The sequence below is a fragment of the uncultured Gulosibacter sp. genome, assembly GCF_963509965.1.
Taxonomy (GTDB): domain Bacteria; phylum Actinomycetota; class Actinomycetes; order Actinomycetales; family Microbacteriaceae; genus Gulosibacter.
Window position 1 is genome coordinate 83799 of record NZ_CAUPDE010000002.1, and the last position, 25889, is coordinate 109687.

21 protein-coding genes are annotated in these 25889 nt (G+C 62.0%); 8 read left to right on the forward strand and 13 right to left on the reverse strand.

Going from position 1 to position 25889, the window contains the following annotated elements:
* Positions 1–69 precede the first annotated feature (69 nt).
* The 3 genes from RQ865_RS02380 to RQ865_RS02390 all read left to right on the forward strand — a co-directional run bounded on the left by RQ865_RS02380 (position 70) and on the right by RQ865_RS02390 (position 3590).
* Positions 70–279, forward strand: coding sequence for a heavy-metal-associated domain-containing protein (locus RQ865_RS02380; protein ID WP_311477196.1), 210 nt, complete (start codon positions 70–72; stop codon positions 277–279).
* Complete coding sequence (locus tag RQ865_RS02385; RefSeq protein WP_311477198.1) at positions 272–2443, forward strand: heavy metal translocating P-type ATPase; 2172 nt, start codon at positions 272–274, stop codon at positions 2441–2443. The genes RQ865_RS02380 and RQ865_RS02385 overlap by 8 nt, the downstream gene beginning before the upstream one ends.
* A gap of 124 nt (positions 2444–2567) precedes the next feature.
* Positions 2568–3590, forward strand: coding sequence for an LPXTG cell wall anchor domain-containing protein (locus RQ865_RS02390; protein WP_311477200.1), 1023 nt, complete (start codon positions 2568–2570; stop codon positions 3588–3590).
* A gap of 12 nt (positions 3591–3602) precedes the next feature.
* Here RQ865_RS02390 and RQ865_RS02395 read toward each other — a convergent pair whose 3' ends face one another.
* The 11 genes from RQ865_RS02395 to RQ865_RS02445 form a co-directional block, all read right to left on the reverse strand.
* Positions 3603–4133 carry a GNAT family N-acetyltransferase gene (locus tag RQ865_RS02395; RefSeq protein WP_311477202.1) on the reverse strand — a complete coding sequence of 177 codons (531 nt, stop codon included), beginning with the start codon at positions 4131–4133 and terminating at the stop codon, positions 3603–3605.
* 42 nt (positions 4134–4175) lie between these two features.
* Positions 4176–5597 (reverse strand): MFS transporter, encoded by a 1422-nt coding sequence (locus RQ865_RS02400; RefSeq protein ID WP_311477204.1) that lies wholly within the window; start codon positions 5595–5597, stop codon positions 4176–4178.
* 35 nt (positions 5598–5632) lie between these two features.
* Positions 5633–6172, reverse strand: coding sequence for a YetF domain-containing protein (locus RQ865_RS02405; RefSeq protein WP_311477206.1), 540 nt, complete (start codon positions 6170–6172; stop codon positions 5633–5635).
* Between the two features lie 669 nt (positions 6173–6841).
* Positions 6842–8329 (reverse strand): endonuclease/exonuclease/phosphatase family protein, encoded by a 1488-nt coding sequence (locus tag RQ865_RS02410; protein ID WP_311477208.1) that lies wholly within the window; start codon positions 8327–8329, stop codon positions 6842–6844.
* A gap of 143 nt (positions 8330–8472) precedes the next feature.
* Positions 8473–9075 (reverse strand): hypothetical protein, encoded by a 603-nt coding sequence (locus RQ865_RS02415; protein ID WP_311477210.1) that lies wholly within the window; start codon positions 9073–9075, stop codon positions 8473–8475.
* Between the two features lie 139 nt (positions 9076–9214).
* Positions 9215–9430: a hypothetical protein gene (locus RQ865_RS02420; protein WP_311477212.1), complete on the reverse strand. Its 216-nt coding sequence runs from the start codon at positions 9428–9430 to the stop codon at positions 9215–9217.
* 551 nt (positions 9431–9981) lie between these two features.
* Positions 9982–10287 (reverse strand): hypothetical protein, encoded by a 306-nt coding sequence (locus RQ865_RS02425; protein WP_311477214.1) that lies wholly within the window; start codon positions 10285–10287, stop codon positions 9982–9984.
* Entirely contained in the window at positions 10284–13493 is a 3210-nt protein-coding gene (locus tag RQ865_RS02430) for a type I restriction endonuclease subunit R (protein WP_311477216.1), read from the reverse strand. The genes RQ865_RS02425 and RQ865_RS02430 overlap by 4 nt, the downstream gene beginning before the upstream one ends.
* Before the next feature lie 2 nt (positions 13494–13495).
* The gene (locus RQ865_RS02435) at positions 13496–14632 is read right to left on the reverse strand and encodes a restriction endonuclease subunit S (protein ID WP_311477218.1); all 1137 of its coding nucleotides are present in this window, start codon (positions 14630–14632) and stop codon (positions 13496–13498) included.
* Entirely contained in the window at positions 14629–16221 is a 1593-nt protein-coding gene (locus tag RQ865_RS02440) for a class I SAM-dependent DNA methyltransferase (RefSeq protein WP_311477220.1), read from the reverse strand. The genes RQ865_RS02435 and RQ865_RS02440 overlap by 4 nt, the downstream gene beginning before the upstream one ends.
* A gap of 2 nt (positions 16222–16223) precedes the next feature.
* Complete coding sequence (locus RQ865_RS02445; protein ID WP_311477222.1) at positions 16224–18095, reverse strand: hypothetical protein; 1872 nt, start codon at positions 18093–18095, stop codon at positions 16224–16226.
* A 149-nt stretch (positions 18096–18244) separates the two neighbouring features.
* Between RQ865_RS02445 and RQ865_RS02450 the strand changes: the two genes are divergently transcribed.
* From RQ865_RS02450 to RQ865_RS02460, 3 genes are all read left to right on the forward strand, one after another.
* On the forward strand, positions 18245–18892 hold the full coding sequence (locus tag RQ865_RS02450; protein WP_311477224.1) for a hypothetical protein: 648 nt from the start codon (positions 18245–18247) through the stop codon (positions 18890–18892).
* A gap of 134 nt (positions 18893–19026) precedes the next feature.
* Positions 19027–20811, forward strand: coding sequence for an ATP-binding protein (locus RQ865_RS02455; protein ID WP_311477226.1), 1785 nt, complete (start codon positions 19027–19029; stop codon positions 20809–20811).
* Between the two features lie 176 nt (positions 20812–20987).
* On the forward strand, positions 20988–21623 hold the full coding sequence (locus tag RQ865_RS02460) for a cation transporter (protein WP_311477228.1): 636 nt from the start codon (positions 20988–20990) through the stop codon (positions 21621–21623).
* On the opposite strand, the gene RQ865_RS02465 is transcribed toward RQ865_RS02460, so the two are convergent.
* The gene (locus RQ865_RS02465) at positions 21620–22447 is read right to left on the reverse strand and encodes a TatD family hydrolase (RefSeq protein WP_311477230.1); all 828 of its coding nucleotides are present in this window, start codon (positions 22445–22447) and stop codon (positions 21620–21622) included. The two genes, RQ865_RS02460 and RQ865_RS02465, sit on opposite strands and share 4 nt — an antisense overlap.
* The gene (locus tag RQ865_RS02470; RefSeq protein ID WP_311477231.1) at positions 22444–23223 is read right to left on the reverse strand and encodes a ThiF family adenylyltransferase; all 780 of its coding nucleotides are present in this window, start codon (positions 23221–23223) and stop codon (positions 22444–22446) included. Before RQ865_RS02470 ends, RQ865_RS02465 begins: the two co-directional genes overlap by 4 nt.
* A 141-nt stretch (positions 23224–23364) precedes the next feature.
* Between RQ865_RS02470 and RQ865_RS02475 the strand changes: the two genes are divergently transcribed.
* Positions 23365–23523 carry a hypothetical protein gene (locus RQ865_RS02475; protein ID WP_311477233.1) on the forward strand — a complete coding sequence of 53 codons (159 nt, stop codon included), beginning with the start codon at positions 23365–23367 and terminating at the stop codon, positions 23521–23523.
* A gap of 508 nt (positions 23524–24031) precedes the next feature.
* Complete coding sequence (dnaK, locus tag RQ865_RS02480; RefSeq protein ID WP_311477234.1) at positions 24032–25885, forward strand: molecular chaperone DnaK; 1854 nt, start codon at positions 24032–24034, stop codon at positions 25883–25885.
* Positions 25886–25889 lie beyond the last annotated feature (4 nt).

Consider the following 25889-nt stretch of genomic DNA (forward strand, 5'->3'; position numbering starts at 1 on the left):
TAGGGAATAGTGAATGGCGAGCCTTGTTACCATAAATAACCCACACGGCGCGATCCGATAGGAGCCACCATGATCACCCAGCTCAACATCACCGGAATGACCTGCGGCCACTGCGAAATGAGCGTGCGCGAAGAGCTCAGCGAAATTGACGGCGTGACGGTGGTGGCGGTCGACCACACCACCGGAGTTGCTGAGATTTCGAGCGAGGCACCGATCGACCCGCAGCTGCTTCGTGACGCGGTCGCCGAGGCCGGATACGAGGTGACATCGATTGCCTGAACCCACTGCCGGCACGATCGAACTCGATCTGCAGGGTATGACCTGCGCGGCCTGCGCAGGCCGCATCGAACGCAAGCTCAACAAAATGCCGGGCGTGACCGCATCCGTTAATTTCGCACTCGAGCGCGCCAGCGTGAGCGGAAGCGCCGATGTGGATGCCCTCATCGCCACCGTGCGCGCCGCCGGCTACGATGCCACCGAACATCGCGAATCAGCAGCCGAACCCGAAAGCGACGAGGCTCGCGGCTATCTGCGCCGCTTCATCATTGCGGCGGTGCTCAGCGTGCCGGTGATCGCGGTGGCGATGGTTCCCGCCTGGCAGTTCGCCGGCTGGCAGTGGGTGTCGATGGTGCTCACGCTGCCCGTAGTGCTCTGGGCAGCGTGGCCCTTTCACCGCGCGGCGCTCGTGAACGCACGCCACGGCACCACGAGTATGGACACGCTCGTATCGCTCGGGGTCACCGCGGCCACGCTGTGGTCGCTGTACGCGCTCGTGTTCGGGCACGCCGGTGAAATTGGGATGCGGCATGGTTTCGACTGGCAACCCACCCCATCCTCGGGGCTCGGGAACGTCTACTTTGAGGTTGCCGCGGGCGTGGTGACGTTCTTGCTGCTGGGCCGCTATTTCGAGGCGCGCGCCAAGCGGCAGGCCGGTTCGGCGCTGCGGGCGCTGCTGAACCTGGGGGCAAAAGAAGCCGAGCTCGAAGACGGTCGCCGGGTGCCGGCCTCGCAGCTGCGGGTGGGCGACCGGTTTGTGGTTCGCCCCGGCGACCGCGTGGCAACCGACGGCCGCGTGGTCAGCGGCCGGGCGGCGCTTGACACCTCGATGCTCACCGGCGAATCGGTACCGGTGCAGGTTGGCGAGGGCAGCGAGGTCATCGGTGCCACGGTGAACACCGACGGCCGCCTGGTAGTGGAAGCCACCCGCGTAGGTGCCGACACGCAGCTGGCGCAGATGGGGCGGATGGTCGAACAGGCCCAAAGCGGCAAAGCGGCAGCGCAGCGACTCGCCGACCGCATCTCGAGCGTGTTCGTGCCGGTGGTGATCGGGCTGTCGCTCGCCACCCTCGTGGTGTGGCTGCTCGCTGGCGGTGGGGTCGAGCTGGCGTTCACTGCCGCGGTTGCGGTGCTCATCATCGCCTGCCCGTGTGCGCTGGGGCTTGCCACACCGACCGCGATCCTTGCCGGAACCGGTCGGGGTGCGCAGCTGGGCATCCTTATTTCTGGGCCCGAAGCGCTCGAGCGCGCACGGTCGATCAACACGATCGTGCTCGACAAAACCGGCACCGTCACCGAGGGGCGGATGCGCGTGGTTGGCGTCACTGCGGCCGAGGGTTTTGCCGCCGCCGAGGTGCTCGAACTTGCCGCGGCCGTTGAAGAAGGCTCGAAGCATCCGCTCGCCATGGCGATCGTCGACGCCCACGATGGTGCGCATCCTGCCGCCACCGATTTCACCAGCCAGACTGGTCATGGTGTGAGCGCAACTGTCGCTGGCGCCCGGGTGTCGGTCACCCGCCCCGGGGCCGACCTGGATGCTGCGCTCGCGGATGCCGTGCACGGTCATGGCGAGCGCGGCGAGACCGCGGTGATGGTCACCATTGACGAGCGGCCCGCCGGCATCATCGGCATTGCTGATACGGTGCGCGACAGCTCGGCGGCAGCGATAGCGAAGCTGCGTGAGCTGGGGATGCATCCGGTGCTGCTCACCGGCGATGCCGAACCGGTGGCCCGTTCGGTCGCCAAGCAGGTGGGCATCGACGAGGTGGTGGCCGAAGTGCTGCCCGAGCAGAAAGTGGCTTCCGTCACCCAGCTGCAGGCGCGCGGCAAGCGTGTGGCGATGGTGGGTGACGGTGTGAACGACGCTCCGGCGCTTGCCACCGCCGATCTCGGAATCGCGATGGGTGGTGGTACGGATGCCGCCATGCAGGCTGCCGACATCACTCTCGTGCGCTCGGGGCTCGACGCTGCCGTGGATGCGGTGCGGTTGTCGCGGCGACTCAACCGCGTAATAGCCGAAAACCTCATGTGGGCATTCGGTTACAACGTGCTGGCGCTGCCGCTTGCCGCTTTCGGGATGCTCTCGCCAATGATTGCCGGTGCCGCGATGGCGTTTTCGAGCGTGTTCGTGGTGCTGAACTCGCTGCGACTGCTGCGCTTCCGATAACGGAAAGCCGTGCGGGTGCGGCGACAAAAGCTTTCTTTATAGCGCATAAATGTTGACAGTCAATTCATTCACAGATTTACTTGAGTAAGTACGCAGACAGTCGTAACTGAAAGGGACCGACGTAATGACCAAAACGAACAAGCGCTTTGCCGTGGCAAGCGTTGCGGCCATGGTGCTCGCGGGCGCTGTTGTAGCACTTCCCGCGCAGGCAGCAGAAGGCGAAGACGCGAGCAGCCCTGTTCAAACCAGAGCCGACGGCAGCTGCTACTCCGAGTTCGAGGTGAACTGGTCGCGTAAGGCACACCTGTACCCCGCAACGCGCGACGTGAGCCGTGACGAACAGGTTGTTCCCAAAGACACGAGTGGTCAGTACCTCGGTAGCGCGGCCGTCGACGGCTGGACGGGCATCCACCCCGAAAAGCTGAAGAAAGATCCCTCGCTCCAGGACGGCTGGTACGAAGAGAGCGGTCGGCCCTGGTTCCGGATCATCCCCGGTTCGGTCGTGACTCTGAAGGATGCCAAGGCCACCATCACGCTCGAGAACGCCACTGTTACGCCGGGCGAGACCTGGACCCCCGAGCAGCCCGGTAAGAACGCCACGCCCGATACGTTCAAGCACCTGACCGTTGACGGGCTGCAGAACCCGGTGGCGACGAGCGAAACCACCATCGAGTGGGAGCTCGGCACCCTGAACGCCAACACCACCGCAGTTCAAGATGAAGACGGTAACGTCACGCTCGAAACCCCCGAGGGCGAGGGCCTGCAGGGTTCGTCGGCAACATTCACCTTCAAGGCGGTGCGTGACAGCGCGCTCGACAACACCAAAGAAGCGGTGACTGCCGAGCTGGTCATCACCGGCACCTACGAGGCAACCGTTCCGTGCCCGGCCCCCGAGACCACTCCGGAAGAAACGCCGCTGCCGGCCGAAACTGAAGAACCGGCTCCGTCGGCTACCGAGACCGAAGCTCCGCTGCCCACCGAAACCCAGAGCGTCGCACCGAGCGCCGCAGCTGGCAAGGGTGGCAAGAACGCCGGTAGCCTCGCCGCAACCGGTGCTGAGGGTCTGCCCGCTCTGTTCGCAGTGGCCGCTGCCGCAGTAGCCGGTGGTGCCGCATTCATGCTGCGCCGCCGCAAGGCTGACGCTTAAGCAGCGCAGAACTCACCGAGACGGGATCCGCACAGCGGGTCCCGTCTCGCTTTCCCCGAACACGCACCGCACCAGGCGAACATCGCCGCCACCGTGACGCAAACCCAGCGGCAGATCAACCACAAACCCATTGCGGCGGTGGAACGCCATCCCGCGACTGTTGCCGATCAGGCACCACAGGTATGCCTCCCGATCACCCAGCACCGCATCCGTGAGCGCCTGCCCGAGGCCACTGCCATGGGTAGATTGCAGCGTGTAAAGCATCCAAAACTCAAAGTCGGCCGGCGCATCCGCATCCCGTGCCGGGCCAGCACAGGCAAACCCCACCACTCGGTCGTCAGCCTCACCAACAAGCACCGTGGCCTCGTTGTCGGGGTGCAGCAGCTCGGCCCACATCGCGGTGCGTTCGGCACGAACCGAATTCGCCTCGATCACCTCATCCGGCAGCAGCCCCGAATACGTTTCGCGCCACGACTCAATGTGAACGGTGACGATACCCTCGAGATCATCGGCAGTTGCAGGACGGATCAGCCATTGCATCATAGCCGCATCCTAGCCGCAGCGGCCGGCTCCCAAACGGGGCGGTTAGAGCTTCACCGTCTCGCGTTTGGCGGGCACCGTGGCCATGAGCGCCAGGCCAAGCGCAAACACAATCAGGATGCCCCAAACCCCCGCCTTCGGGTGCGCGAGCCACGTGATGAATGCGAAATACAGCAGGTTCGACAGCCATCCCGCAGCGCGGCCGGTGGTGGCGTAGAGTCCGAAAATCTCACCCTGCCGACCCTCGGGGGTGTAGCGCGCCAGGTATGAGCGCGAAGCCGACTGCACCGGCCCAACGAACAGGCACAATAGCAGCGCGAATATCCAGAAGTAGAGCGGCTCATTCGGGGTTAGCATCATGACCAGGCCCACCGTGATCAGCGACAGCAGCGAACCAAAAATCACCGGCTTCGGGCCGAGCCGGTCATCCAACCGGCCCGAGGCGAGCGTGCCCACACCCGCCGCGAGGTTAGCGGCCACCGCGAAATAGATCACCTCAGAACTCGAAAAGCCATACACTTGCGCGGCAAGCACCGCACCCCACGCAAACACCGCACCCAGACCGTCGCGAAAAACGGCAGACGCCAGCAAGAACTGCAGCAATTTGCGGTCGCCGCGCCACAACCGCCCGATAGTGGCACCGAGCTCGCGATAGGCACCGAATAGGCTCACCTGCTTTTCAGTAACATTCGGCGCCGCCTCGGGCACGCGCCGCATGATCGGGATCATGAACAGTAAGAACCACACCGCCGAAACCAACACCGTCAACCGGATGTTGAGCGCGTCGCCGTCAGCCCCATCGGGCACCGCGAGGATGCCGGCGCCCGGCGCATCCCCGTTGAAGTTCTGGATGAACAGCACCAGCACCACCAGCAGCAACACGATCGATCCGAGATAGCCGAGCCCCCAACCGGTGCCCGATACCCGCCCAACGTTTTCGCGCGTGGCCACCTGCGAGAGCATGGCGTTGTAGTTCACGCCCGCGAGCTCAGAGAACACGATGCCGATCGCCAGCAGCAGCGCCCCGAAGAAGAGGAACTCGGCACCCGGGTAGACGAAGAACATCGCAAACATCGCGGTGATCGTCACCATCGAGAACGCCACCATGAGGCGTTTGCGGCGGCCGCTGCCGTCGGTGGCACGGCCGAGCGCGGGCGCCAGCACGGCCACGATGATCGCGGCAATCAGGTCGAGCCCCGAGATTATCTGCTGCGAACCCGCCTGCGCGGCGCGGTAGACGGGATTGTCGGGGTTGGCGGCGCCGAGCGCCACTACCTCGGGGTCGAGAAACAGATCGGATGCGAGATAGGTGGCAAACACGAACGTCACCACGATCGCCTGGAACGCCGAGTTAGCGACGTCGTACATTTGCCAGGCACGAGCGCGCCGGCGCTGTTCTTGACGGCTGAGTTCGGTGCCGTCGAGCATCTGCAGGTGGGAATATTGTGCGTCGGTGAACTGATCCACGTGCCGCAGTGTAGGTGGCCGAGGTTGCCAGTGGGTTATTGGCGAGAATTAGGGGTGCGCCGAACTGAGCCGAGCACCTCAGCATCGATGGTGGCACCGGTGCGCAGCACTGACACTCGCCCGTTTGGTTCAAACACCGCGAGTTCTACTTCGCTGATCTGCCGCACTCCGGCCAGGCGCAGTGAGCTGGCCAGTTCATCCCGAGACATGTGAGCTTGCCGAAGCCCCGCATCCAAAACTTCGCCGGCATCAACGAGCACGATGGGGCGCTCGTTGATGATCCGATCGGCGCGGGCGTGGCGACCGAGCTGGCCGATCGTGACTTCGAGCAGAAAAAGCGTTCCCAGCCCCAGGATGCCCGCGGGCAGAACCGGTGTGTCCATCAGGATGACGCGGCCGGCGACCGCGCCGAGCATGATGGCTACAAGCGCATCGAATGTCGACAGCTGCGAGATGACGCGCGCGCCGAGCAGCCGCACCAGCAGCAAAAAAACGAAGTAGATGGCCACGGCCGAGACCACGACCGCAACCGCCTCCTGCCAGCTGATCGCGAAGAGCGTGATGAACGCGTCCATAGGCTCCTTTCTCGTGCATCCCTATTGTTGCAGCGCCCGCCGCCCGCGTTCTCCCCGCCCGCGTTCTCCCCGCCCGCGTTCTCCCCGCCCGCCTTCTCCCCGCCCGCCGAATCGTGGCTTCCCGTTCGGAATTGTGTGGCTCCGCGTCATTTGTGTGTGTTCTGCCACATACAAATGACGCGAAGGCACACACAACGTGGATGCAGTGTGGGGCGCTCCACTCGCGCCCCGCTCGTGCCCGCCCGCACATGCCCACGTCACCCATTCCCACTCACGTCACCCATGCACCGCGCCTCCCTGCGCTTCTGGCACCGCGGCGTACTGGTGGCATCGGTATGTGGGTGCCATTTGTCGGTGGTGGTGCCATTTGCAGGCGGGTGTGTCGGAAGTGGCACCGTGGCTGCGCTGTGCGGGTGGGGAGTTGGTAGGCGTGGGCGAGTGCGGTGGTGCTGAGTGTGCTCGGTGGTGGTGCCATTTGCAGGCGGATGTGCCACAAGTGGCACCGCTGCGTACTAGTGGCACCGGCATGCGGGTGCCATTTGTCGGTGGGGGTGCCATTTACTGGGGGATGTGCGGCAAGTGGCACCGTGACGAGGCCGGAGGCGAGCGCAGAAGCAGAAGCGAAGTGGGAGCCCGCACTTGGCGAGCTCCCACTCAGGGGCCACGGCGCTAGCGGTCGGCGTTGCGGCGGCGCAGCGTGAATGCGACGCCGGCGGCGATTACCGCGGCCGCTGCCCCGACCAGCATCGAAAGACCGGATGCACCGGTAGTCGCGAGCTTGGCGGCTGCATCCTGGCGACCGTTATCAGTTGTAGCGGGCACCGGCGCAGCGATGGTGGCAGCCGTAGTCTCGGGCGCAGGCGCCGCAGTTGCAGTGGGGTCGGAGGTTTCGGTTTCTGTGGCGGGTGGCAGCGGGGTCTCGGTGGGTTCGGGGGTTGCGGATGCTGCCGCCGGGAACTCGAAGTTCACCCACACGAGGCGGTGATCTGAGGTGGGGAAGGGGTATTCACCCGTCAGCCGGAAAAGCTCGTCGTCGCGTGTGGGCCAGAACACGCCAGCATCCACTGCTGTAGCCGAGCTGTTCGCGAGCACATAGTCGACGCGCAGATTACCGGGGGCGGGACTGTCGTTGAAGTCGGCGGTGTCGTACTTCGGGTCGCCGACGTGGGTTGCGTTTGCGCCGCCCTGGCCAGCAGCTTCAACGCCGCCTGCCGAAGTAGGCATGGGGTCGAGGATGTTGTCGTTCTTGAGCAGCTGATCAATCGCACCCTGCCACGAGTCGCCGTCGAACGGGTCGGCGTTGTAGTCGCCGACGATTACGAAGTTGGCGTCGGCTGCGAGCCCACCGGTTACGCCCTTGTCATCGTAGAGGTATTCGGCATTGCCTGAAACGTAGTCGCTCCAGATGCGAATCTCGTCGTGGTTGCGTTTCTGGTTGCGTTTTTCTTCGCCGTCAAACGATGGCGGGGTGGGATGCGCGGCGAGCACGTGCACCGTGGTGCCGTTCACATCCACGGGGATATCGGCGTGAGTTTTCGATGACAGTGGCATCACCGCGAGCTCTTCTTCGCTGTACCAGGGCGTGCCGTCGGGGTTTTCGGGCAGGTAGGCACCGGGCATGTCTTTCCACAGGAAGTTCTGGAAGGTGCGCACATCCTCGGTGCTGATCGGGTATTTCGAGTAGACGACGAAGCCGTACTGGCCGGGGAACAGCCCGAACCCGAACGCGTCATCGGGGCCGCCGACCTTGCCATCGTTGTTGAGGTCGAAACCGCTGGGAACACCGGTGTTCACCGGGCCGCTCCACGAATAGGGGTAGTCGATGGCGGGTGCGCCGTTCTGCGACCGCTTGAGGTAGTTGTCGCTGAACAGCTGCACCGACTTGCCTTCGGCGTCGTAGTCGAACTCGTTGATGAGCACCACATCGGGTTCGGTGCGCTGGATGGTTTCGGCGATGTTTTGGGCCTGCTCGTTGTCGGGAGTGCCGAGGTCGGCCTGCAGCTGTCCGGATTCGTTGCGGTTGAGGCTGGCGTTGAAAGTGGCGACCTTCAGGCTTTCAGTGCTGGATGCGGATTCTTCAGCGACCGCGGTGGTTGCGACGCTCGAAAGTGCCAGTGCTGCAGCGGCAGCAGTGAGCACGGCGGTGCGGAGTTTCACGGATTTTGTCCTTCATCGACGCTGCTGGTTTGGGGTGAGCTCGCGGTCGGTGCGCGTAGGTGCTGCGCCGATGCGAGTGCCTGGATGCAGCATGGTTGCCGCGGGTGAACAGCGGGCGAACTGGGGTTGTCGCTTCAAACCACTCAATACTGCTCAAGGCGTTCGGCACGAGCAGCAAATTGTTTTTTCGGGGCGACAACTTCAAAGCCGTGGGCTCGTAGCTCATCAGCGGCTGTGAGCAGGTTGTCTCCGATCGCCGCACGAAGCTGCAGTTGGCGCCAATTTCGTCGCCCTTCTGCAAGCGTCGCGATTGCGTCGGGTCGCGTATCAATGCCAAATTCAAGAATTGCGAATTGCAATACATCTTCGAGCGAGGGTCGAAACCGAGAACCCCCGGTGGGGAAGTGCAGGTCGCTGAACTGGGGTGATCGCTCGCCTTGGTCAATCCGCTTGCGGCGGCGCTTTCCTCGAAAAGCTCGGCCTGCGTTAGCCATGGCCCACGTCATGTCGTCGCGTTTTGCGTAGACGTTGTAATGGGCAACCGGAATACCTCCGCTCGCGTTCCGCAAGTAGTCGAGAGTGAACAGCGGCATCTTGACGCCGTGCACCCAGAACTTAAACGCGGACTTTTCGACTGTAAGACTGCCATCACCGGGCGCGCGTGCAGTGAGGTGATACGAGATGCTCAGGTTGAGGATTTCCTGTTGCTCGACATACATCGGGATCCGGATGAAGTCGACGGTCACGGTCGCCTTGTCGACATCGGTTGCTACCTGGGGCAGGAAACACTTGACTTCACCGGGTAGAACCTCGCTCAGCATGAAGAGCACTTCGCCAGCAAATTCTCGGCTGCGTCGGTTGAGATCGCTGAGATCGCCAGCAGTGTCAGTTGTCCCGCTCATTACCCTCGAGGAAATCCAAGCTGCGAAGCTGCTGGAGTACGGCATCTTCCTCAAGAGTCAGCTCGTGCTCACGTTCAATGCGGATGAGCTCGTCGTAGGACTTACCGACGCTGCGAAGTAGTTCGGCACGGCGCGAAGCAATATCGTCTGCACGGTACTGCTGAACTTCAATAAGTTCGCTCAGCTCGGCCAACGTCATCGCGTCCTCCCTTTTCATGTGATCGAGTATGGCTCACTGTACTTAGCGCCACCGACACTAACGCGACTATGCACAGGCGGAGTTATTCACAGCACCACCGGGATGGTGCTGTGTTCGATTTGTACGTGAGCCCAGCGGCCACGTCCGCCATCACCCAAGAGGTCAGCCAAGGCTGACTTCGTGGTCGCGAGGTCGGTTCCGGGGCACATCGAATACTCACGATGGCCTCGGGCGGAAAAGTCACGGCGTGGTATGAAGCGAGGCCTCTATCTGTCGTTCTCACTCGGCGTAAGGGCGCGAGGTCCCCGGTTTCATTTGCAAGAAGTCGCGTCTCGCCCTCAGACTGGTGCGCCTCGTGTTTGATTAGGGGCAGAGCTCCTGCGAGTCGGCTGATGACTGCGCGTGCTGTCTGGTCTTCGTCTTCGACTTCGTCAGGACTCGTTACTGCTTCCCAACATTCTTCAACGAGTGATTTGATGGGGTCGACGCCATACTTCACATCGGAAACGTGCGTCAAGAGCCCGAAGTTCTTCTCATGCCCTTCCTTGATCTCACGAGGAGTCGCGGCTGAAACTCGCAATGAACGGCACGTGTTCGACGTACTGTTCGAAAAGCAGAGGCTGTGCGAACTCCCGAGGAATTCGCTCGATGAGCTTCTCCAAGACCGGTAGGTTTACAGACTCATTAGTAGCGTCCTTAAGTCTCGCCTGGAGCATGTCCACGAGCGTGGTCGCTGCGAAAACCACTTCACTTGGATCATTCAAGAACAGACTGCGCGTGGCCCAGATTTCTTGATTCTGAATAATCCCAAGCAGGCCCTGGGCGGTTGTGTAGTGATAAATGGTCGAACTACTCATCGGTCACCCGCTTCGGCACCACCCTGCTCCTCCGCAAATCGCGGCGCGATGTTCTCCATGTGGCTAATCACAGCCTTGATTGCCTCATCGGTCTTGTCGGGCGGGTAGTTGTATTTGCGCAGCAGCCGGCGCACGGTGGCGCGCAGTTTCGCCTTCACATCGGCGCGGACAGTCCAGTCGGTGCGGGTGTCGCGGCGCATCGTGGCAACGATGTCGCGCGCGATGGCCGCGAGAGTGTCATCACCGAGCTCAGTGATGGCCGATTCGTTGAGCGCGAGCAGGTCGTGAAACGCGAGCTCGTCGGCGCTCAGCGGCGGCGAGAATTGCTGTCCGCGGGATGCTTCCGCAACCACTTCCTTCGACAGCTCCACGAGTGCCGCCAGCACCTCGGCATTGGTGAGCTGCTGGTTTGTATAGCGAATCATCAGGTTGTTCACGCGTTCCGAGAATTTGGCAGCCGCCACCTCGTTCCCGCGAGTGGCCTCGCGTGAATTTTCGAGGATGCGCGCCTTCAACGCCTCGATCGCGAGTTGTGCCTTGCTCGGTTGCGCAGCGTCGGCAACCCACTCGGGGGTGAGCTGGCTCAGGTCGGGCAACTCGACATTCGCTTCGCGGTAGATGTCAATGACACCCTCGCTAGTGGTTGAGGTAACCACCAGGTTGCCGAGCAAGCGGCTGACTTCCTCGGGGATGGGTTCACCGCGGGCGACGCGTTCCTGCGCGTCGAGCTTTGCCATCCACACACGCACCTCTTCGTAGAAGCGTGCCGCGCCACGGTACTGCTCGGCGTCGGGGTTGCTCGCGGTGAGCGCCCAGGCTCGTGCCATCCGTGCCGACCAGGTGTGGAACTGGGTGGCCAGTGGTCGCGCTTCTGGGTCACCTTCTACCCGGTTGCCGGGTGTTGCGGGGGAGCGCAGGTGCGACACCGTGCGCAGGACCGCCTGTTGATGGCCCACCTGTTCAATGTCGCTGCGCCACTGTGCACCGGTGATTTCGTCGAGCTTGGCGAGCGTTTTCGTCAGCAGCTCGAGCGCCTCGTCCGCGGTTTTCCCAGGGAAGGTGGGGCGGTTGCCGTCGGGACCGGGGCGAGTGAATTCGCTCAGCGCCTCCTGCAGGTTGTCGGTCAGCGGTGCGTAAGCCACCAGCAGACCGTCCTCCTTGCCGCGGAACGTGCGGTTCACCCGGGCGAGGGTCTGCATGAGCAGGGCGCCGCGCAGCGGCCGGTCGACATAAAGCGTGTGCAGGGCCGGCGCGTCGAACCCGGTGAGCATCATGTCTTTCACGATGATGAGCTCGAGTTCGTCATCGGGGTCTTTCATCCGGTTCTTGACTGCGGCGATGGCGCTTGGGCGGCGCAGGTGTTTGGTGATCTCGGGCGGATCGGTGGGCTGACCGGTGTAAACCACCTTGATGCGGCCCTTGTCGTCGGCGTCATCGTGCCAGTCGGGCCGCAGCTTCACAATCTCTTCGTAGAGTTGTGCGGCGATGCTGCGGGTGGCGCACACGATCATTCCCTTGCCGGGGCAGCTGATGAATTGCTGCATGGCTTCGCGGCGCTGTTCCCAGTGGGCCACGATGTCGGCGGCAAGCACCTTGATGCGTTCGGGGGCGCCATACAGGGTTTCGAGCGCAAGGATTTTGCGTTCGAGGCGTTTCCGGTCGGCCTCGTCGAGGCCGCTGGTGGCTTCTTCGGCGGCGTTGTCGAGTTTGTCATCATCCATTCCCTCGGCGCGGGCCACCTGGATGAGCCGGGGCTCGAACGCGACGGGGACGGTCGCGCCGTCTTCTACCGCGCGGTAGAGGTCGTACACGTCGATATCGTCACCGAACACGCGGCGGGTGTCGCGCTCGCCCTCGGCGATTGGCGTACCAGTGAACGCAATGAGGGTCGCGTGCGGGAGAGCAGAGCGCAGGTGGCTGGCGTAGCCGTCGAGGGAGTCGTAGTGGCTGCGGTGAGCTTCATCCACCACCACGATGATGTTGCGGCGATCAGACAGCATCGGATGCTCGGCGCCCATTTCGCGTTCGGTGGCGGTAAGCCCGAACTTTTGCAGGGTGGTGAAGTAGATGCCGCCGGTGCGGCGCTCAGCCAGTTCGTTGCGCAGTTCGGCTCGGGAATTGACCGATTGCGGATGCTCGGGCAGCAGCGTCGATTTCGCGAAGCTGTCGAAAAGCTGCGTGTCGAGTTCGGTGCGGTCGGTGATCACGACCACGGTGGGGTTGGCGAAGGCGGGGTCGCGCAGCACCTTGGCCGTGAACAGCTCCATCTCCATCGACTTGCCGGAGCCCTGCGTGTGCCACACCACGCCAGCGCGGCCATCGTGACGCATGGCGTAGGCGGTCTTGCCGACAGCCTTCGAGACGGCGAAGTACTGGTGGGGTTTGGCGATGCGCTTGGTGAGCCCCGATGCGTCTTCGTCGAAGGCGATGAACTCGCGCATGAGTTGCCCGAAGCGCTCTTCGTTGTAGAGGCCGTGGAGGGTGGATTCAAACTGGGTGCCGGCGCGGCCGTCGGCGTCGACTTCGAGGGCTGCGAGCAGGGCACCGTCATCGTCCACATTCCAGGGCGCGAAGTGGTTCCAGGGGGTGAACGGGGTGCCGTATTTCGCGGTGATGCCGTCGGTGACGACAACGAATGTGGCGAAGCGAAACGCCATCGGGAACTCGCTGAGGTAGGTGCGCAGCTGGTTGTAGGCCTGCTCGGCGGTGGCGTTCTTGCTGCCAGCCTGTTTGAGTTCGATGAACGACACCGGCAGGCCATTGAGGTAGAGCACGATGTCGAAGCGGCGCTCGTGTTCGCGGCTGCGGATGGTGACCTGGTTGATGGCCTCGGCGATATTGCGGCTGGGGTCGGCCGAGATGAACCGGATGGTTGGGTTCTGCTCGGTGCCGGTGGCATCGTCGATGTAGACGATGCCGCGGTAGCCGTTCACGAGAATCTGGTGGATGCGGTAGTTCTCGGTGATGGCATCCTGCGATTGCGGTGTGGTCACCTCGGCGATTGCCTGCCGCAGGTATTGTTCGGGGACCTCGGGGTTGAGGTTGCGAAGGGCACGCAGCAGGGTGTTTTCAAGCACGAGGTCGCGCCAGCTTGATCGTTCGCCAGTACCGGGAGCGACGGCTGAGCCGTCGCGGTGCTGCCAGCCGAGCTCACCGAGCACATCGAGTGCCCAGTATTCCCAGTCGGCCTCGCTAATGAATGACACGGTTACAGCACCTCCTTGGTGCGATCTTCGGCTTCACGGACCGTGATGGTGCCGTTCATGAGTAGGGGGAGGAGCTCGTCGCGAGTGCGGGCGAGGACGCGGTTTTCATCTCGTGCCGCTGTCAGGCGTTGTCGGATCGATTCGTTCTCTTGGTAGAAGAAATCCAGGTCAACGTTCGACTTCGGCCATGCGATCTTGTAATCAAAGAGAGAGTTAGCCTGAAGCCGTTGTCTTCCAGACGTACCGCTCATCAATGGAATCGCAAATGACCGGAACTCGTTCGTTCTCGCGATGAGGTACGGGAGAACTGGTGGCGTCCCGATTCTCGGGCGAAGGACGATGTATTCCGTTGAGCCAGTACCGACTTCTTCGGGTGCTAGGAAATCCACGAACCCGAGCTTGCCGTTCTCAAGTGATGGTGTGATTCGAGCGAGCAGGGTGTCGCCGTTCTGGAATCGAGTTCCGCTCGATGCATCTCGCGTTTCCCATTCAGTTGGTGAGAATCCACCGGTGGGAAGGTCCCGCATATTGAGGAACGTGTAGGGCGCGCTAGTTGGTTTAGGCAGCCTAGGGCTGGTTTCGATAACTGAGTCCCAGTCGACCAGCTCGACCTCGGTCGATGTGAGCGTTTCCCATCGAGCCGACAAATATTCGAGACTCGTTTGCTCCAGTTTGAGGTTCGCGGCGATCTTGTCATCGAGCGCGCCGAGTACCTCACCGATTGCTGTCTGAGCGGAAGCGTCGAACTCGGGGATAAGGATTTGATCCAATGCACGCTGAGTTAGTTTTGGCTGAGTAGAACCAGTCAGCGCACCCGAGATGTCCGTTACTGCTACCGCAGCAGCGAAGAACCTAAGCCGCTCCAAAGAGACTCCGCCAAGAACATGCACATGGTTATTCGCCCAGAACCTACCTCGTTGGGCCCACGCAATCGGCGTTTGGCGGCTTCGCAAGTTTTCTCCGTCTTCTGAAATACAGAGGTAGTCACCTTCATGCGTCCACCCGGCAACGTGGTCGACCGTTCCAGACGCGCCTAGGTAGGGGATCGTTCCCGGTTCGCGGTCAACGGCACGAACGGGAACCCGAGCGGCATCAAAATTGGTCAGGAATTGAGTGATCGGAACGAGGTTCTTAGTCATGAAATCCTCCCGAGCTGCTTGCGGACCTCGGCGTCAAGCCGGGCCGACTCATCCAGTGCCTCGTTTAGCTCGCGCGTCAGTCGCGCCAGCTTCTCATCAATCGGTTCATCATCGGCCTCGGCCTCGGGAATCCCCACATAGCGGCCCGGCGTCAGCATGTAGTCGGCCTCGCGAATTTCCTCGAGCGTCGCGCTCTTACAGAAACCCGGCACATCCTCATACTCGCCCTTCGCACTCGGGCGACCGCGCCAGGTGCGGAAGGTGTTTGCGATCAGCTCAATATCGTCATCCGAAAAGGCGCGCTCCGTGCGGTCGACCATGTGCCCGAGCTCGCGCGCATCAATGAACAGCACCTCGCCGCGCCGATCAATCGAACCGCGCACTCCCGCATCCTTGTTCTTGGCAAAGAACCACACACAAACCGGAATCTGTGTGCCGCGGAACAGCTGGCTCGGCAACGCCAGAATGCACGAGACCACGTCATCCTCGAGCATGACCTGACGAATCTCGCCCTCGCCCGACTGGGTGGACGTCATCGTGCCGTTCGCCATCACCACACCGGCAACACCGTTCGGCGCCAGCTTCGACAGAATGTGCTGCATCCACGCAAAGTTGGCGTTGCGCTCCGGCGGCACACCGTAACGCCAGCGCGGATCATCCTCGCTGCGCGCCCAGTCCTTGATATTGAACGGCGGGTTCGCGAGCACAAAATCAGCCGTCATATCCGGGTGAATATCGCGCGCGAACGTGTCACCCCAGCGGCTGCCGAGCCCCGTGGAATCAATGCCGTGAATGGCCAGGTTCATCTTCGCGAGCTTCCACGTCAGCTCGTTGAGCTCCTGCCCGTACACCGCAATCGACTGCGGGTCTTCATTGTGGCGAGTCAAGAACTTCTCGGCCTGCACAAACATGCCGCCCGAACCGCAGCACGGGTCGTACACGCGCCCCTCGTGCGGCTCCAGAATCTCCACCAGTGTGCGCACCACCGAAGCTGGCGTGTAGTACTCGCCGCCGCGCTTGCCCTCGCTGCGCGCAAACTTCTCGAGGAAGTACTCGTACACTTCCCCCAGCAGGTCGCGGGCCTTGCCTGGGCCCTGGCCGCTGAAACGCGCCGAGTTGAGCAGGTCGATGAGTTCACCGAGACGGCGCTGATCAATATTGTCGCGACCGTAAATTTTCGGCAGCGTGCCCACCAGCGACTCGTTCTCGCGCATCAAGAACTCCATCGCCTGATCTACCAGCTCACCAATCGAGTGCGCGTCGTTTTCAGCGGTGGCAGGAATGCCCTTCGCATTGGCAGCCAGGTAGCTCCAGCGCGCCACATCCGGCACCCAAAACACGCCGTAACCGATGTACTCATCGCGCTCCTCGAGCGTGGCGGCAATGAAGTCTTCTGACTCGCCAGCCAGCTCCTCGCGGATGGTTTCGCGGCGCTCATCGAACGCATCCGAAACGTACTTCAAGAAAATCAGGCCGAGTACAACATCCTTGTACTGCGACGCCGACATCGAACCGCGCAGCTTATCGGCGGCCTTCCAGAGTGTGGCCTTCAACTCACGCGAAGTTGAAGGCGCAGCCTTCGCGGTCATGGTTAGCGATCCTTTCGATCTGAGAGTGAACTTACAGTGAGTGCGCCACCGGAAACTCCGGAGAGCAAGTGGGACTCAAGACGGGTGAGTGCCACGATTTCGGCGCGATGCGCTTCGCGGCGTGCTTCAAGATCGCGCGCGACCTCGGCGAGGTCTTCGAGACGCTCGCGAGCGACGGCACGGATGCGCGGCTCATCTGGCGCTGCCGCCGCACCGGCGCGGATATCTTCGGCAAGTACGGATGCGACGGTGCCGACTTCGAGATCGTCATGCAGCAGCCGCGCGGGAATTGGCCGCGCGATGCGCACCGGCGCCCGCACAAAGCGGCCGCCCACACCATCGACCAGCGCGGCTGGCTCATTGCCAGGTAGATACACCACATCACCCGGCTGCGTCAGCGGAGCATTCGCAGTGTTGAGCTCGAGTTCGAAACGATCGAATAGCCGCAGCGGCACAGTCGGGTTGATGAGCTGCTCGCGTTCCCAGCACTCTGTCGCTCCCGGTTGCTGGCGATTGCGCAGCGGCGTGAGCGTGCCGCTGAACTTTGCACCGGGCATGTCTTTGAAAAGTGCGCGGCGCGCGCGGGTGGCAGCGCGCCAAGTCAGGTGCGGGATGGTCGCATCGGATCCATCGTTCGAGGGCTCAATGACCAGGTGATCGAGTGCTTCGGTGACCTCATCTCGCAGCGTCCAAGCCTGCGCGAGCGTCGAGCCCGGGTCGAGCGGCAGTGACTGCCGGCGGGCAACATGTAGGTGCGGCTGCTTCGCGAGCCAACTAGTGCTCACCCGCACGGTCGACAAGAACCCGCGCTCGCGTGCAGTCTGGCCACCTGCCGCAGCTGCAAGCGCATCACCGGCGATCGCCTCGACTGCCGCAACCGAAAGCTTCTGCAGGCGGAGCGAAGCGCACGCGGTGAACTCATCTTCAGTGTGCGCGAGCACCCACATCCCAAGAGCCATGCGGCCCCTATTGCGAGTGAGCCCCTGGGGGAGCGCCGCGACATAGCGCAGCGGCGTGATGGTGGCTGCCCGGGGCGGAGCGAGCAGGTGCGTGCGAGCGGCCGCTGCTTCGGGCAAATCTACGAGATTATCCACCAGCAGCGAGGTCGGGGCAATAATGACCGCCGCATCCCAGGGGCCGAGCTCGAGCACCATCTGTTCGATACCGGAGAAAAGCGTGTCGTCGACGTCGTGGAACGCCATGTAGACATGCAGTTTCGACCCCGCGGGGCCAGCTGGCGGGGTGAAGCACTGGCCGAAAAGCTGGGCCGTGGCGTTTGCATCCGCGAGATCTTCGTGGAGCTCCGCGGCGGCAGAGGTGTTTCGCGCAAGCAAAGCCGCGGCACCGAGTGACCAAGCAGTGAGCAGCCGCTGGCCATCTTCGGCGAGCGCATCGAGCACCGCCATGACCAGATTGATGCCCTTGGTGGTGAGCGACTCCTCGCGAACGCCCTCCTCAGTGAGCGCGACATGCTTCGCCAGGGTCTGCAGGGCTGACTGTGCGGAATAGGTGGCATCGCACAGCTTGTCAAGCTGTTGCGCCATGTCGGACTCTTCAAGCTCACTCGGCAGGCAGCTGTGGTCGCGGGCCTGTGCGAGTAGCGAGATGACGCGTTCGCGGTGGGCTGGCGACAGAAGGTCTTGCAGATTGCTGTCATACAGCGGTGCATCAAACTCGACTTCGCGATTATTGCCGTGCTTGGTGTCAACGAGCCAGCGCACCACCTCGTCGGTGGCGAATCGGTTTTCGGTGCCCGGAACCGGCGCCGGGAATGGGGTGGCAGAGTCGGCACCAAAGCGGCTGCGCCAAACCGAGACGGTTGACCGCTCCACGTGTGCCAGCTGGGCGATCGACGACATTGTCAGAGTCGACATGGCGGCCTCCTTCCGCGCCTATTGAGCCAGTTCGTTGTCTGTTGCTTGCAGCGTATAGCGAGCCTTCAACATCTTCCCAATGAATAGTTGATAAGGGGGCTTATCAGTTAGTCGCTAGAGCTGTCAATGCTGTGTCCGTGTGCCTGTTAATGCCAAATCCGTGCGGTTGGCCGGTCCAAGCTGTTGCACTGACGCCGCCCCACCCGCACTCGGATGCGCTGCTGGCCGACTCCATCGACCTGTTCGAAGATGTCGCGATCAACGTGCTCATCTTCATTGCGCTCGGCTGGTCGCTGCGTGCCCGCGCGATTACCGGCAAAGTACTCGCGGTCATCATCCTCATCCCTGCCCTGTTCGCTGGCGGCGAGGCCATCAATAAGATTCTGAATCCCGAGGCCCCCGACCCGTTGCTGCTGGCGGTCGCCGTGTGCCACAGTAAAACCATGAGCAACGACACTGCACCCGCCGAGCACACCCCAGAACAGCAGGCGGCTCTCGAGCGCCTGAACATCGCGCAAGACAACCTCATGAAAGCCCGCGACGCATACGAAAAAGCTGCCGAAGGGCTCCAAGCTATTGCGGCATACAACGAAGCCATGAAGCCGCTGATGGCGTACTACGACAACGGCTGGCTGGCCGATGTCAACGCAACCGACGCGATCTACGAGCGACCCGAAGCGGCTGGCGAAGACGAAATCTGGAACATGCACGGCGGCCAATACGAACTCATGCGCGAATTGCTCGCCATCTCGTCGCGTTTTTTCGTGCACGTCCCCGGACAAGAAGAAGAGCACTAATTCGTCGAAAAGCTTTTGGTGAGGTGGCGCGCATGCTACCTTCACAGCCGTGTTCACATCTTCACAGGTATCTTCACAGGCATCTTCACATCTTCACAATTGGCCTGACTGCTTGATCTAACTGGTGGTGTTGCATGACCGATACACAAGACCTTGTCGACCGTCTCCGTGCGCACGGTGCAGAACCAACCAGTGTTGAGGTCAAAGCCGCTTCAGGGGGTTTTCCAAAATCGTTGCTGGCGACCATCAGTGCATTCGCGAACGGAGAAGGCGGCACGATCTTGCTCGGGCTGAGCGATAGCTCTTTTGAGCCGGTTGAGATCGATGCAGATGCGCTGAGAGATGCGTTGGCTGGGGTTGCAGTCAATAGGCTCCACCCACCCGTTCGTGGGGAAATCGAGATCCAGCTCATTGATGACGGGCACCGAATCGTTCGCTTTGATGTTCCCGAGCTAGCTGCTGATGCGAAGCCCTGTTACATCGAAACGCAGGGACAATACGGAGGGTCTTACATACGAACAGGTGAGGGTGACCACAGGCTGACCACCTATGAAGTGAATCGGCTCATTGAAAATAGGAAGCAACCTACCTATGACATGGAGGTTGTTCCCGAAGCGGTGCTCTCTGATCTGGATGCCGACCTGACTGAGAACTATATTGAAAGGCTGCGTACCCAATCTCCGAGGGCGTTCGGTGATCTATCGGATGAGGCAGTGCTGCGCCGCGTTCGCGTGGTCAAGGATGATGGCGGTGTTATTCGACCCACATTGGCCGGGCTTCTGACATTTGGGGCCTATCCGCAAGAATTCTTCCCTCAGTTGTTTGTATCGGTCGTCGTGGTACCGGGTACTGACATGAGTGAGGAGGGCCCTCGAGGTGAGAGGTTCCTCGAAAACCGCACTGTAGATGGGCCAATCCCACTGGTTGTCGAAGATGTGTTGAAGATCCTGATGAGGAACATGCGGCGAGCGTCGATAATTGACGGCGCGCATCGCCGCGATCGATGGGATTATCCGCTGAGCGTCTTGCGTGAACTGACTGTTAACGCACTTATGCACCGTGATTATTCGCCCGAGGGACGAGGGTCGCAGGTACAGGTTGAGCTGTATGCAGACCGGCTCGTGGTGCGAAGTCCAGGCGGGTTCTTTGGATCAGTCAGTGCAAGTGACTTTGGTGCTCCAGACGTGTCGTCATCGAGGAACTCACTACTCGCCAAATTGCTCTCGGAGACGCCGCTTCCCGGGAGCGGTTCATTGATCGCTGAAAACCGTGGGTCAGGTATTCCTGCAATTTTCCGGGAGCTGAACAAAGCCGGCATGAAGCCGCCCAGGTTTGAGGCCAATCTCCGGCGCGTTGAGGTCACGGTGCGCCATCATGAACTGCTTTCGGCTGACGTGATGGAGTGGATCTCAGACCTAGGCGTCTCAGGGCTTACCGACACGCAGATTCAGGCACTGGCAGTCATGCGGGGCGGAGACAGTGTTCGTAATCAGACTCTTCAGGGATGGGGTCTCCACTCCGCTGATGCCACTCGGGAACTGGGTCAACTTGTTCAGTCCGGGCTGGCCGAAAAAATCGGCGACCGACGTGGTGCTAAATACATCCTGAGCAATGTGGGATGTGACTCTATCCCCGATAGTGCTGATGCGGATGCTCTCGTTGACTCTGAACTTGGGCAGGAAATAGAGGGTGCGGAGTCGAAGTTGCCCGGCGCTGCGGTGATGAAGCGGCAAGCAAGACTCCTTGAAGTACTTCGCGACACACCAGATGGAACGCTCGCTGCGAAAGAACTCGCAGCGCAGCTGGAAGTTTCGCCGAACACCATTCTTGGTGATCTCAAGCACCTGATTGATACAGGCAGGGTCGAGGCCACCGCACCGCCGCGCAACAAGTATCGGAGGTATCGGCTCGCCGAGTAGCCGAGTTGCGGTTCTGCCCCGATGGCTGCCCGCGGCTGTCGGGAACTTACACAAGCAGCACAGCCGGCTTGAATAAGCGATCAACCACCACCTCGTGTTTCGCAACCTTAACGCGGTGCTTTCAACATACGAGAACACTGTCTTGAGCCCGCCGCATCCGGTGTGATACTTGGCGTATGGACGGCTCGCCCGAACTGAAACGCAAGCTCCGCAGCGCGGTGCTGTGGGTTGCGGGCCTCAACCTTGCCTACTTCGGTGTCGAGTTCACCATGGCGCTCAAACTCGGGTCGGTGTCGCTGCTCGCCGACTCCATCGACCTGTTCGAAGACGTCGCCATCAACATCCTGATCTTCCTCGCTCTCGGATGGTCGCTGCGCGCCCGCGCGGTCACCGGCAAAGTGCTGGCCTACCTGATCTGCATCCCCGCACTCTTTGCCGCCGGTGAAGCGATCCGCAAAGTCATCAACCCCGACGCACCCGACCCATTACTGCTCGCGCTCACCGCTGGCGGCGCCGGTGTTATCAACCTGGTGTGCGCGCTCATCCTCGTGCCCTTCCGCAAATCACGAAGCTCAATGGCACGCGTCGCCTACCTCTCGGCCCGCAACGACGTCATCGTAAACATCCTCATCATCCTGATCGGGTTCATCACCGCACTCACCCGATCGGGCTGGCCCGACATCATCCTCGGCGTCATCATCATCGCCATCAATATTTTCGCCGCCAAAGAAGTGTGGGATGTTGCGCATGCAGAACATCTCGAAGCCCGATCGCTCGGGCGCGAACTCGAAGAAGATGAGCTGCCGAACTAGCTCACAGCGCCATACAGCCGCGAGCTTGTTTGCGAAATCCGCGCCGTAAGTTGCGCTGCATCCAGGCCTCGCAGCCGGGCGAGTTCGTTGACGGTTGCGCGCAGCGAAGCCGTCACCTCATGTGCCGGGTCGTGTTCGGATGCGGTATCGGATGCGGTTGGCAGGTCGGTCTCAAGCAACAGCCGATCGTTGGGCACCTGCGTGGCGTAGGCTCGTCCACGCTTAGTGTCGAGCATCTGCGTGCCCACCGAGATATATCCACCCGCGCGGACCAGTCGCGTCAGCTGGTCACTTGTGCCACCGAAGCGGTGAAACACGGGAACGATTGCGGCAGTATCCACCCGGCATTCGGCCAGCAGATCAAGCACCTCGGTGACGGCGCGCACCGCGTGAATCGACAGGATGAACTGCCGATCGGCCGAGGCCTGCTGCACTGCCCGCAGCATCCGGCGCAACACCGTCAACTGTGTCGCTGCCGGCACTGCAGCAAGTCGGCGCGGCGCGAAATCGAGCCCGATCTCGCCAATAAACCGAGTGCGCACGAGCGCATCGGCAAACAGCTCGAGCTCATGCTCGGTATCGTCGCCGAGATACCAGGGATGAAAACCGAGCGAGAGTAGTGGTGCCGGCACCGGTCGCGACTGGCTGCTGGCGTGCATCCCCTTGCGTTGGTGTTCGTCGGCCTCGAGGCGCACAAATCCCGACGGCGTGACCGTTTGCGCAACCACGGTGATGCCCTCATCCGCCAGCTGCTGGAGAAACGGCCCGCGCGCTCGCGGCGGCAGGAAGTCGTAGTGATAGTGGGTGTCGAGCAGGGCGGTCACGACTCAGTTGGGGGTTGGTTCTCGTCGGCTGGGTTGCCGATACGCGGGGCGAGTGGAGTTTCTTCGAGGCCAACCAATCGGCGGATCACTTTGCCAGCGAGCATCTGCCCCATAATTGGCGGCATGTAGCTCATGGTGCCGAGGGTTTCGGCTTTGGTGCCGCTGCCTTTATCGGCGATATTGACCGGCACTTCGGATGAATACAGCACTTCGAGCCCGCGGATGCGGCGGCGGATGCACACCTGCCGGATTGCTTTGGCGAGCGGGCAGAGTTTGGTTTTGTGGATCTTCGCGAAGCTGAGATAGCTCGGGTCGAGCTTGTTGCCGCCGCCCATTGATGAGATGAGGTGGACGCGGTTTTCGGCGCACCACTGCGCGATTTCGATTTTGCTGGTGACCACATCGATGCAGTCGATCACGTAGTCGGGGCGTGGGAACTGGGCGAATTCGGATGCGAGATTCTCGCGGTTAAGGTACACCTGCTTGGCGTGGACGGTGCAGTCGGGGTTGATGTCGGCGACCATGCCGGCCATGACTTCGGCCTTGACTCGGCCGACTGTCGACACAAATGCGATGGCCTGCCGGTTGATATTGCTGGGTTCGATAGTGTCGCGGTCGAGCAGGATGAGCGTGCCCACCCCGCCGCGGGCGAGGGCTTCGGCGCAGGCTGAGCCGACACCGCCGAGGCCGACGACCATGACCGTGGCGTTTTGGAGTTTTTCGAGGCCGTTGTCGCCGAGCAGCAGCTTGAGCCGTGCGAACCGTTCGTTCGTCATGGTCGCCTCGATTCTGTGGATGGTCGGAGGTTGCGTCGTGCGTTGGTTCGCCGGGGGTGGTGCGGATGCGGTGCGATTCGCCACCCGCCAGAATAATGCGTCGGGTCGCTGCCGCGCTTGCTTGCTCGTGTGTTCGCTTGCGTGCCGTGCCCCGCCGCATCCCGCCGCATCCCGCCGCATCCCGCCGCATCCCGCCGCATCCCGCCGCACGCCGCCGCATCCCGCCGCACGCCGCCGCATCCCGCCGCGCCCCACCGCATCCCGCCGCGCCCCACCGTGTTCTGTGTGGGTTCGCGTTAATTGTGTGTGGTGCACCACGTACAAATGCCGCGGAGGCACACACGAGGGGAGTTGGGAGCGGATGCACGGGGCCGGGCCGCGCGATGGTGTGACGAGCGTGTTTTGTGTGGGTTCGCGTTAATTGTGTGTGGCGTACCACATACAAATGCCACGGAGGCACACAAATCGGGGTGGGGCGATGGGCGTGGGTCGAGGGGATGCGCCGAGGGCGCGCCGACGGGGATGGGCCGAGGGTGCGCCGACGGGGACGCGGCGAGGGGGATGCGGCGAGGGAGTGCGCCGAGGAGCGCGCGGCGAGGGATGCGGGCGCCGCGAGCGCGGGCAGAGCAAAGGTTGAGTCTTTCACACTCAACTCTCAGCTTTGCAGACTTGACACGACTTGGCTCAGGTGTATTCTTGAGTCAGATCGACTCAGGGTTTGATCTGGGGTTTTCATTACGAATGCCCGCTGCGAGCCCCGATCGAGAACTTTCTCAATACAACCCCCTAAACAAAAGGAGCCCAAACTATGTCTCGTGCCGTTGGAATTGACCTCGGTACCACTAACTCAGTCGTGTCCGTCCTCGAGGGTGGCGAGCCGAAGGTCATCGCCAACGCCGAGGGCGCTCGTACCACCCCCTCGGTGGTTGCTTTCACCAAAGACGGCGAGGTGCTGGTCGGTGAGCCGGCCAAGCGCCAGGCGGTCACCAACGTCGACCGCACCATTTCGTCGGTGAAGCGTCACATGGGCACCGACTGGACCCAAGAAATCGACTCAAAGAAGTACACCCCGCAGGAGATCTCGGCCCGCATCCTCGGCAAGCTCAAGCGCGACGCTGAAACCTACCTCGGTGACACCGTCACCGACGCTGTGATCACCGTTCCCGCATACTTCAACGACGCCGAGCGGCAGGCCACGAAGGAGGCCGGTGAGATCGCCGGTCTCAACGTGCTGCGCATCGTGAACGAGCCCACCGCCGCCGCACTGGCCTACGGTCTCGACAAGGGTAAAGAGGATGAACTCATCCTCGTCTTCGACCTCGGTGGCGGTACCTTCGACGTGTCGCTGCTCGAAGTTGGTAAGGACGACGACTTCTCGACCATCCAGGTGCGCGCCACCGCCGGTGATAACCGTCTCGGTGGTGACGACTGGGACCAGCGCGTCGTTGACTACCTCGTTGGCGAGTTCAAGAGCCAGACCGGCGTTGACGTGTCGAACGACAAGATCGCGCTGCAGCGCCTGAAAGAAGCTGCCGAGCAGGCGAAGAAGGAGCTGTCGAGTTCGACCAGCACCAACATCCAGCTGCCCTATCTCTCGCTCACTAACGACGGCCCCGCAAACCTCGACACGACCCTGAACCGTGCGAAGTTCCAGGAACTCACCGCCGACCTGCTCGAGCGCACCAAGAAGCCGTTCAACGATGTGATCCGCGAAGCTGGCGTCAAGGTGAGCGACATCAACCACGTGGTGCTCGTTGGTGGCTCGACCCGCATGCCTGCCGTTACCGAGCTGGTGAAAGAGCTCACCGGCGGTCGCGAACCCAACAAGGGTGTGAACCCCGACGAGGTCGTGGCAGTTGGCGCCGCCCTGCAGGCCGCAGTGCTGAAGGGTGAGCGCAAGGATGTGCTGCTCATTGACGTCACTCCGCTGAGTCTCGGCATCGAAACCAAGGGCGGCATCATGACCAAGCTCATCGACCGCAACACCGCGATCCCCACCAAGCGCTCCGAGACCTTCACCACCGCTGAAGACAACCAGCCTTCGGTGCAGATCCAGGTGTTCCAGGGTGAGCGCGAGTTCACTCGCGACAACAAGGCCCTCGGTACGTTCGAGCTGACCGGCATTGCTCCGGCCCCGCGCGGCATCCCGCAGATCGAGGTCACTTTCGACATCGATGCTAACGGTATCGTGCACGTGTCGGCCGCCGACAAGGGCACCGGTAAGGAACAGTCGATGACCATTTCGGGTGGCTCGAAGCTACCGCAGGAAGACATCGACCGCATGATCCGCGAGGCTGCCGAGCACGAGGCTGAAGACAAGCAGCGCCGTGAAGCTGCCGAGCAGCGCAACGTTGCCGAGTCGACCGCTTACCAGGTTGAGAAGGTCATTAACGAGAACGAAGATAAGCTCCCCGCCGATGTGAAGAACTCGGTGCAGGAAGATGTCGACGCGCTCAAGACCGCACTCGCCGGTGAAGACGACGACGCCGTGAAGGCCGCGCTCGACAAGCTCAACGAGTCGCAGCAGCAGCTGGGCCAGGCCATCTACGCTGCCAGCCAGGAAGAGGCTGCGCCGCAGGCTCCCACCGACGGCGCCGCGGCCGATGATGAAGACATCGTCGACGCCGAGGTTGTTGACGACGAAGACGAGCAGAACAAGTAGACGG